The organism is Ideonella sp., from assembly GCF_044358605.1.
GTDB lineage: Bacteria > Pseudomonadota > Gammaproteobacteria > Burkholderiales > Burkholderiaceae_C > Ideonella.
In genome coordinates this window covers 1-8,731 of sequence record NZ_JBIKNQ010000099.1, presented here as the reverse complement: position 1 = coordinate 8,731, position 8,731 = coordinate 1, and the positions used below count along the sequence as shown (strand labels likewise).

General features: G+C 62.4%; 6 protein-coding genes and 2 pseudogenes. 5 read left to right on the top strand and 3 right to left on the bottom strand.

Features of this window, described 5'->3' with window-relative positions; translation table 11 throughout:
• From ACIQ3Q_RS21745 to ACIQ3Q_RS21730, 4 genes and pseudogenes are all read left to right on the top strand, one after another.
• A pseudogene (locus ACIQ3Q_RS21745) lies at positions 1 to 134 on the top strand (ABC transporter ATP-binding protein); the annotation flags it as partial.
• Between the two features lie 76 nt (positions 135 to 210).
• Complete coding sequence (gene ppk1, locus ACIQ3Q_RS21740; RefSeq protein WP_396271331.1) at positions 211 to 2,292, top strand: polyphosphate kinase 1; 2,082 nt, start codon at positions 211 to 213, stop codon at positions 2,290 to 2,292.
• A gap of 10 nt (positions 2,293 to 2,302) precedes the next feature.
• Positions 2,303 to 2,791 (top strand): phosphohistidine phosphatase SixA, encoded by a 489-nt coding sequence (gene sixA, locus ACIQ3Q_RS21735; RefSeq protein WP_396271330.1) that lies wholly within the window; start codon positions 2,303 to 2,305, stop codon positions 2,789 to 2,791.
• Positions 2,792 to 3,000: 209 nt separating this feature from the next.
• Positions 3,001 to 4,203, top strand: a complete 1,203-nt coding sequence (locus tag ACIQ3Q_RS21730; protein WP_396271329.1) for an ammonium transporter — start codon at positions 3,001 to 3,003, stop codon at positions 4,201 to 4,203.
• Here ACIQ3Q_RS21730 and ACIQ3Q_RS21725 read toward each other — a convergent pair.
• On the bottom strand, positions 4,193 to 6,397 hold the full coding sequence (locus ACIQ3Q_RS21725) for a CHASE domain-containing protein (protein WP_396271328.1): 2,205 nt from the start codon (positions 6,395 to 6,397) through the stop codon (positions 4,193 to 4,195). The genes ACIQ3Q_RS21730 and ACIQ3Q_RS21725 overlap by 11 nt on opposite strands.
• On the bottom strand, positions 6,397 to 6,759 hold the full coding sequence (locus ACIQ3Q_RS21720) for a response regulator transcription factor (RefSeq protein ID WP_396271327.1): 363 nt from the start codon (positions 6,757 to 6,759) through the stop codon (positions 6,397 to 6,399). The genes ACIQ3Q_RS21725 and ACIQ3Q_RS21720 overlap by 1 nt, the downstream gene beginning before the upstream one ends.
• A gap of 193 nt (positions 6,760 to 6,952) precedes the next feature.
• On the opposite strand from ACIQ3Q_RS21720, the gene ACIQ3Q_RS21715 reads away from it, so the two are divergent.
• On the top strand, positions 6,953 to 7,660 hold the full coding sequence (locus ACIQ3Q_RS21715; RefSeq protein ID WP_396271326.1) for a riboflavin synthase subunit alpha: 708 nt from the start codon (positions 6,953 to 6,955) through the stop codon (positions 7,658 to 7,660).
• A 31-nt stretch (positions 7,661 to 7,691) separates the two neighbouring features.
• Here ACIQ3Q_RS21715 and ACIQ3Q_RS21710 read toward each other — a convergent pair.
• A pseudogene (locus ACIQ3Q_RS21710) lies at positions 7,692 to 8,615 on the bottom strand (methyl-accepting chemotaxis protein); the annotation flags it as partial.
• Positions 8,616 to 8,731: the final 116 nt, after the last annotated feature.

Below are 8,731 nucleotides of genomic sequence, written 5' to 3'. Positions count from 1 at the left end.
AGCAAAACGCCTCACGCGCGCTGGCCATGGCCAACCGCGGCTATGTGATGGAGTCCGGCGAGATCACCATGACCGGCGAGGCCAAAGCCTTGCTCACCGACCCCAAGGTGCGGGCGGCTTATTTGGGCGAGTGAGCGAACTGTGGCGGCATGGCCTTGCTTTTGTCACAGCAGCGTCACGTAAGATGCATAAACTGGGGTGATGAGCCCTGTGTCCGCCCCCCACGCCACACTCCTGAACCGCGAGCAGGCGATTCTTGAGTTCAACCGGCGCGTGTTGGCGCAGGCTCAGCGCGGCGATGTACCGCTGCTGGAGCGCCTGCGCTACATCACCATCGTGTCGTCGAACCTCGATGAGTTTTTCGAGGTGCGTTTCGCCGATGTGCTGGAGAGCACATTGAGCGCGGGTGTTGATGCCAACTACAGTGAACTGGTGGCGGTCGCCTCGGCGGCACATGCCCTGATCGACGAGCAGTACGCCATCTTCAATGATGTGGTGATGCCGGCGCTGAAGCTGCAGGGTATCGAGGTCGTCAATCATGCCGACCGCAATCCGGCGCAGCGCGACTGGGTGGCCCGTTTCTTTGAGCAGCAGGTGAGGCCGCTGTTGATCCCGGTGGGGCTGGATCCGGCCCATCCCTTTCCGCAGGTGGCTAATAAGTCGCTCAACTTCATTGCCAGGCTGGGAGGTCGAGCCGCCTTTGGGCGCGAGTCTTCGATTGCGATTGTCAAAGTCCCGCGCGTCCTGCCTCGCGTGATTCGCCTGCCTGCAAGCCTTTGCCCTCCCGGGCAGCAGCGCTTTGTGCTGCTGTCGAGCGTGATCCGCGCCCATCTGGAGTCCTTGTTTCCTGGCCGCACCGTCGAGTCCTTCTCGCAGTTTCGCGTCACCCGGGACTCTGACCTCGATGTGGACGAAGACGATGTCACCAACCTGCGCCAAGCGCTGCGCACCGGTCTGACCACCCGTCACTTTGGTCGCGCCATTCGTTTAGAGGTCGTGCGCTCTTGCCCTGAAGACCTGTGGCGTTTGCTGCTGGACCAATTTCAACTGCCCGAGGCAGCGCTGTACCGCGTCAACGGGCCGGTCAATCTGGTGCGTTTGGGCCAGTTGATCGACCAAGCGGACGACCTACCGGGCCATGCGCTGCGCTTTGCGCCTTATGAAGGCAGTTGGCCTTCTGGCCGGCTGGGGCGGGGCCGCTCCTTTTTCGAGGTGCTGGCCGAGCGCGACATCATGCTGCACCACCCCTTTGAGAGCTTTGATCCGGTGGTGGAATTTCTGCGCGAGGCCGTGCACGACCCCGATGTTCTGGCCATCCGTCAGACCATCTATCGCACGGGTGCGCAGTCCGTTTTGATGGACCTGTTGCTGGAAGCGGCGCGGCGCGGCAAAGAGGTGACGGCCGTGGTGGAGTTGAAGGCCCGCTTTGATGAAGAGGCCAATATCAACTGGGCCGAGCGCCTGGAGTCGGTGGGAGCACAGGTGGTTTACGGCATCGTGGGCCTCAAGACCCACGCCAAACTGCTGTTGGTGACGCGACGTGAGCTCAACAGCAAGGGCCATGCGCGCCTGCGTCGCTATGTGCACCTGTCCACCGGCAACTACAACCCTCGCACGGCCAAGCTCTACACCGATGTGGGATATCTGACGGCGGACCCCGGCATCACCGCTGATGCCGACGGCATCTTCCAGCAGATCGCCAGCCTGACGCGGGTGAGGCCACCCAAGCACTTGCTGACAGCGCCCTTCGTTTTGCACAAGCGCTTGTTGCGGCAACTCGACGAGGTGGCTCAGGCGGCGCATCGCGGGCAACCCACCCGGGTGGTGGTCAAGTGCAATGCTTTGACCGATGAAGCCTTGATTGCCGCCTTGCTGCGGGCGGGGCAGGCGGGTGCCAAGGTGGAGTTGATCGTCCGAGGGGCCTGCACGCTGCCTCCAGGTGTGCCGGGGGTGAGTGACAACATTCGTGTTCGCTCGGTGGTGGGTCGGTTTCTGGAGCACACACGGGTCATTTACTTCCGTTGGGGCGCCGGTGAGGACGAGGAGGCCCTCTACCTGTCGAGCGCCGACTGGATGAGTCGCAATATGGAGCGCCGCATCGAGTTGGCTTGGCCTGTCAGTGACCCCAAATTGCGGCAGCGCGTGATCGACGAGTGCTTGGTGCCCTATCTGCACGACGGCTGCGACGCTTGGACACAGCAGCCTGACGGTCGCTATGTGCGTGAACGCAGCGACGGCCCGAGCGCTCAGCGCGCCTTGATGCTGCGGTTTGGCCGTGCAGCAGCAGATTGAAGGATCGACCATGGACCTGATCCTTTGGCGCCATGCTGAGGCGGAAGAGTTGGAGGATGGCGTCGATGACCCCACTCGTGGATTGACCCCCAAAGGACTGAAACATGCGCGGCGGGTCGCCGACTGGCTGAATCGATTTTTGCCGGACCGTACCCGCATCTTGGTGAGCCCGGCCTTGCGTGCCCAGCAGACTGCGGAGGCCTTGGAGCGCCGCTTCAAGACCTCGGAGGCGCTGGCGCCCGAGGCGGGTGTGGAAGCCCTGCTAGCCGCAGCGCGCTGGCCTGAATCTCGCGAGCCGGTCCTGGTCATCGGGCACCAGCCCACGCTGGGCTTGGCGGCCGCTTACCTCATGACTGGGCCTCGGTTGGCCGGGGTCGCTGAGGGGGGCTTACAGCCTTGGTCTGTCAAGAAAGGTGGGGTGTGGTGGCTGCGGCATCGGCCCCGCGAAGACCGGGGTGAGGTGGTTTTGGTGGCGGTGCGCACCCCCGAGATGATTTGACGCTGCACCAAGCTTGACTCCTGCGCACCAATAAATGGCGAATGAGCATCATCCCGGTGCGCATTACTCATCACCGAGCCGGTGCACTCGGCGTTGCTTTGGTGCGGCCCTCGGCACGTAACTTGCTCACTCAGCGGCCTTGCGCGCCATGCCGGTGCATGGCGCACTAAGGTTGTCGCGCCGCCAGGCGCTGTGCTGAGGGTTTTCTCATGGATCAAGTTAAGCAGGGCACTGATGCCCTGTTCATTTTGCTGGGTGCCATCATGGTGCTGGCCATGCACGCGGGCTTTGCGTTCTTGGAGTTGGGCACCGTGCGCAAGAAGAACCAGGTCAATGCGCTGGTCAAGATCTTGGTCGACTTCTCGGTCTCCACGGTCGCCTATTTCTTTGTGGGCTACACGGTGGCCTATGGCGTCACCTTCTTCAGCGGTGCTGAGTCCCTGGCGGCCAAGAATGGCTACGAGCTGGTCAAGTTCTTCTTCTTGCTGACCTTTGCGGCGGCCATTCCCGCCATCGTCTCGGGCGGCATTGCAGAGCGTGCGCGCTTTGGCCCGCAGCTGATAGCGACGGCCGTGATTGTCGGGGTGATCTACCCGCTGTTTGAAGGCGTGGTGTGGGGCGGCAAGTTCGAACTTCAGGCTTGGCTGAAGGCCACCACCGGTTTTGAGTTCCACGACTTTGCGGGCAGCGTGGTGGTGCATGCCGTAGGCGGCTGGATCGGCTTGGCCGCCGTGCTGCTGCTCGGCCCTCGGAGCAACCGCTATCGCAAAGACGGCGCAATGAGTGCCCATCCGCCGTCCTCCATTCCCTTCCTTGCCTTGGGTGCTTGGATACTGACTGTGGGCTGGTTCGGCTTCAATGTGATGAGCGCGCAGACCATTGACAAAGTTTCCGGGCTGGTCGCGGTCAACTCGCTGATGGCCATGGTGGGCGGCACGCTGGTGGCTGTTTTCATGGGCCGCAATGACCCGGGCTTTGTCTACAACGGTCCTCTGGCCGGCCTGGTGGCGGTTTGTGCAGGTTCGGATGTGATGCATCCCCTGGCCGCCCTTGTGGTGGGCGGTGTTGCTGGCGCGGTGTTCGTGCAGCTCTTCACCCTGACACAAAACCGCTGGCGCATTGACGATGTGCTGGGGGTTTGGCCCCTGCATGGCTTGTGCGGGGCCTGGGGTGGCATTGCCTGCGGCATTTTTGGCCAAACCGCCCTGGGTGGGATGGGCGGCGTGGGCTTCATGGCCCAGGTGATTGGCACCTTGGCGGGCGTGGCCTGGGCCTTGGCGGGTGGCTTTGCCGTTTATGGCTTGATCAAGGCTGTCACCGGCCTTCGTTTGACCCAGGAAGAGGAATACGAAGGCGCAGACTTGACCATCCACCGCATCGGCTCAACACCTGACCGCGAAGTCAGCTGGTAAGCAGTTCGGGCGTTCTGGCTTGGGCGGGTTTCGCAACAACCTCTTCGGCGGCTGGCGGTTGCAGGGGCACCCACAAGGTGATCGTTGTGCCCACGCCCAACTCGCTGGTCAGCGTGATGTGCCCGCCGTGAAGGGTGATCACTTCTTTCAAGATGGCCAGGCCCAAGCCTGCGCCCAAGATGTGGCCAGACGGGTCCGCCCGGAAGAAGCGCTCAAACGCGCGCTCGCAGGCCTCGGGGCTCATGCCGATGCCTTTGTCTTCGACGGCGATGGCCGCGTAGGGGCGGCCTTCATGTGCCGTCAGCACGGTACGCAACACAATGGGCGCATCGGGGGCCGAGTACTTGATGGCATTGGACGTGGCATTGACGATGGCCTGCTGCAGCTTGGCCGGGTCGACCTTGGCCATCAAGGGCTTGTCACCACCGATCACCTGAATGCGATGCGGGTTCTCAGGCGTACCGCTGCTCTCAGCCGCAGTTTCAGCCACTTTGCGCAGGTCAATCTCTTGAGTCACGAAGTCTTGCTCACCGCGGGAATCCAGGCGGGCCAAGTCCAGCAATTCGTCCACCAAGTGCTTCAGCACGCCGGCTTGGCGATAGACGATCTGGTTGAGCTTTTCGCGCTTGGCTTCTGGCACATCGGGGCGCAGGAGCAGCTCTGAGAAGCCGTAGACACTGGCCAGGGGCGTGCGCAACTCATGCGCGGCGGTGGTCAGGAACTCGTCTTTGAGCCGCTCGACTTCGGTCTCGCTGGTGACGTCGCGGAAGTAGTAAACCCGGTGCAGCTCGCCCTCTCTCGAGCTGCGGTGCAAGATGCACAAAGGTGGCCCCGCCAGCTGCACCACCGCATCACCAGGGGTCAGCGGCGGGTTGGGTGCCAATTCCCCGCGCAGGCCGTCCAACCACTCATCCACCGCCTCTTCGCTCAAACCGGTCAGATCTCCGGGGCGCAGGCCGAACAGCTCGCTGAAGGCCGGGTTGGTGAAAACCAGGCGGAAGGTGTTGTCGTCGTGCCGCTCGAACACCAGGACCCCGTTGGGGGACAAGTCGCTGACGGCGTCCAGCCAAGCCGTGCGCTCACGGGCTTGGGTGCTCTGTGCCAGGGCGCTGCGTTCGACCTGCTGCTTGCGACGCGCGATGGTGCCGATGGTCCAGAAGAGCAGGGCATCGATGAACAGCCCGAGAATGGCCACCACATTGCTTTGGGTGGTTGCAAAGCCGGAGTCGGTCGTCTCGGCTTCATAGTGAACGGTCCAGGTGTGACCGGCGACTGTCAGCGGGCGCTGCAAGCTCAGCGGTGCGGCTTCGGCGCTGGCACGGGGGCTGCTGCCATAGAACTTGGATTCATCCGTGGCGCGGTCACCATCATGGAGTGTGAAGCGCATCTGCTCCGCCTCGGCCCCCAGAACACCATGCATCAAGTCTTGTATCCGGAACGGTGCGTAGACCCAACCCCATAGGGCGGCCCATCGGGCCTCGGTGGTGGTGGGTACGGAGCCGCCTCGATAGACAGGCACATAGAGCAAGAAGCCCCGTTGTACGTCTTTGCCATCTTCTTGTACCAAAGTGACAGTGCCGGAGAGTGCGGCCTGTCCGGTCTCACCCGCTCTTTGCATGGCGGCACGGCGGGTGGCCTCGGACATCATGTCGAAGCCGAAGGCGCGCAGATTGCGGCCTTCAAAGGGTTCCAGGTAAACGATGGAGGAGTACTGTTCACGCACACCTGCGGGCTTCACGGCATAGTCCTTGAAGCCCTCTTGCCGGATGGCTTGCTCATGGGCCGCCAGTTGTGCGGGCGCTATCAGTTTCGTCACCCCCAGCCCTTGAATGCCGGGGTAGCGGTCGGCCAGATGCAGGGTACTGACATAACGCTGCCATTGGCTGCGGCTGACCTCGCTGCCTTGGGCGGCAAACAAGGCCACGCCTCCTCTGAGTGCGCCTTCGTAGGTGGCCAAGCGTTGCTCTAAGCGGCGGTGCACATCATCTGTGCGCCGCTCAAAGCGTTGCTGTGCTTCGTCGTGCGAAAAGGTGCGAGACAGCCACCATGCCACCGCAGTGAGCGACAAGGAGATGGCCAGGATGACCCACGCTGCTGCCGGTCGGGTCAGCCAAGACTCAATCGCATTGGGTGGCGAGGGGGCGTAGGTGGCCTCGGCGGATTCCGCATGGCCGGTATGTTCGATGATTTCCATCAAATCACCTTAGCGACAGACTGAAGCAACTGGCGGGGGCTGAAGGGCTTCACTAGGTAAGCGTCGGCGCCAGCGCTGAGGCCAGCTTGCTTATCGGCGGCTTGGTTTTTGGCCGACAGCATGACCACTTTCGTGCGCTTACGGCTGGTATCAGCTTTGAGGTGCTTACACACCGCGAGGCCATCCAAATTGCCGGGCATCATCACATCGAGCAAGACCAGATCAGGCGCCAGCCGACGTGCCATCTGCAAGCCTTGGTCACCGTCCTCGGCCTCATGGATTTCATAGTCGCCATGCTCCAGGCTCATTCGGATGAGGTCTCGAATATCGGCTTGGTCTTCTACGATCAGGACACGTTTCACGGCAACAATCCTTCAGTGAGGACTTCACAAGGTGCCACCTGGCCGTGGCTAGGCGACACACGCTCGGCGGGCTGAGCTGCACTCTAGGCCGGGGCAGGGGCAACCGATCCTTGCAATTGATTGGCATTCGCCTGGGTAATCGGCCGCTGGCGCCAGCTGTTAATCTCCCAGGCCCATTAGAAGGAAATTGCTCATGTTTACCGGCATCGTTCAAGGCGTGGCGCACGTGGCACGCATCACCGACAAACCAGGTCTGCGCAGCTTTGCGCTGGGCTTTCCTGAAGGCTTTGCCCAGGGTTTGGAGGTGGGGGCCAGCGTGGCCTGTGACGGTGTCTGCCTGACCGTCACCGCCGTCGGGCCTGGGGACACCGCCGAATTTGATGTGATGCAGCAGAGCTTGGCCCTGACCACGCTGGGAGACTTGGTGGAAGGCAGCCTGCTGAACGTAGAGCGGGCTGCGCGGGACGGTGCAGAGATCGGCGGCCATCCGCTGTCAGGTCATGTGGATTTCACCGCCCAGGTGGCTGAAATTCGGCAGCCTGAAAACAACCGTGTGCTGCGTTTCGCGGTGCCCCAGCGTTGGGTCCGCTACGTCTTTGCCAAAGGCTATATCGCCGTCAATGGGGCCAGCCTCACCGTGGCGGAGTGCAACCGGCAAGAGGGGTGGTTTGAGGTCTGGCTGATCCCAGAAACCCTGCGCATGACCACGTTTGGCCAGAAGCAGGTGGGGGATGCGCTGAACATTGAAATCGAGCGCGCGACCCAGGTGTTTGTGGACACGGTGCGCGACGCCTTGGATGAGCGCTTGGGGCCGCTCATGCCAGCGCTGGAAGCCTTACTCAAGGCACAAGGCTCGTCAGTAGACGAATTGGCCCAGCCCCTGTTGCCCCGTCAAGGCTAGGCGGCAGAGGTTTTGAGCCTGCCCGCGCTCAGACCCTGAAGTTATTGACCGTCACCACCAGGTGCTGAGCTTGGCTTCTCAGGCTCTCCGCAGCGGCGCTGGTTTGTTCCACCAAGGCGGCGTTCTGTTGGGTGCCGCTGTCCATGCCGGCCACGGAAGCATTGACCTGGGACACCCCTTCGCTCTGCTCTTGGCTGGCGCGGCTGATGTCGGCAATGATCTGTGTAACACGTTGGATGGAGCTGACCACCTCGCCCATGGTGCTGCCGGCGTTGTCCACCAGAGTGGTGCCCTGGGAAACCTGCTCCACGCTGGTGTTGATCAGGCCCTTGATTTCACGCGCTGCATCGGCTGAGCGTTGCGCCAGTGAGCGCACCTCGCTGGCCACCACAGCGAAGCCGCGGCCTTGCTCGCCGGCACGGGCCGCTTCCACGGCGGCGTTCAGCGCCAAGATATTGGTGCGGAAGGCAATGCCATCGATCACGCCGATGATGTCCACGATCCTGCGCGACGCATCGTGGATGCCGCGCATGGTGTCCACCACACGGCCGACCACCTCTCCACCCCGTGTGGCCACCTCGCTGGCCGTGGTGGCCAACTGGCTGGCCTGTTGGGCATGATCGGCGTTTTGCTTGATGGTGGCGCCAAGCTCTTCCATGGATGAGGCTGTTTCCTGAAGCGCAGAGGCTTGGTGTTCGGTGCGTTCTGCCAAATCACCATTGCCTTGGGCGATCTGTGCACTGGCCGTGGCCACATGTTCTGCGTCTCGACGGACGTCATTCACCAGCTTTTTCAGCTGTGTCTGCATGTCGCTCAGCGCGGTCAGCAAACGCCCGGTTTCGTCCCGATCGTGGCCTTCAATCTGCTGAGTCAGGTCACCGCTGGCAATGGTGCTGGCGGCCGAGATGGCGCGGCCCAGTGGTCGTGTGACGGCGCGGGTGATCATCAACGCAATGCTCACGCCGCCTAAGTGTCACGTCTCATGTGATCATTGGCCGATTCGAAGCTGGCCGCTACTTCAGGCCAGAGCTGTCCTGAGCGAGTTGCTGGCTTCGATCCCAGAGAGTTCAT

What these genes read in the sequence shown, in the direction of transcription:
- sixA (WP_396271330.1), top strand. Translation starts at nt 2,303, where the DNA reads ATGGACCTGATCCTTTGGCGCCATGCTGAGGCGGAAGAGTTGGAGGAT.
- ACIQ3Q_RS21730 (WP_396271329.1), top strand. Translation starts at nt 3,001, where the DNA reads ATGGATCAAGTTAAGCAGGGCACTGATGCCCTGTTCATTTTGCTGGGT.
- ACIQ3Q_RS21725 (WP_396271328.1), bottom strand. Translation starts at nt 6,397, where the DNA reads ATGGAAATCATCGAACATACCGGCCATGCGGAATCCGCCGAGGCCACC.
- ACIQ3Q_RS21715 (WP_396271326.1), top strand. Translation starts at nt 6,953, where the DNA reads ATGTTTACCGGCATCGTTCAAGGCGTGGCGCACGTGGCACGCATCACC.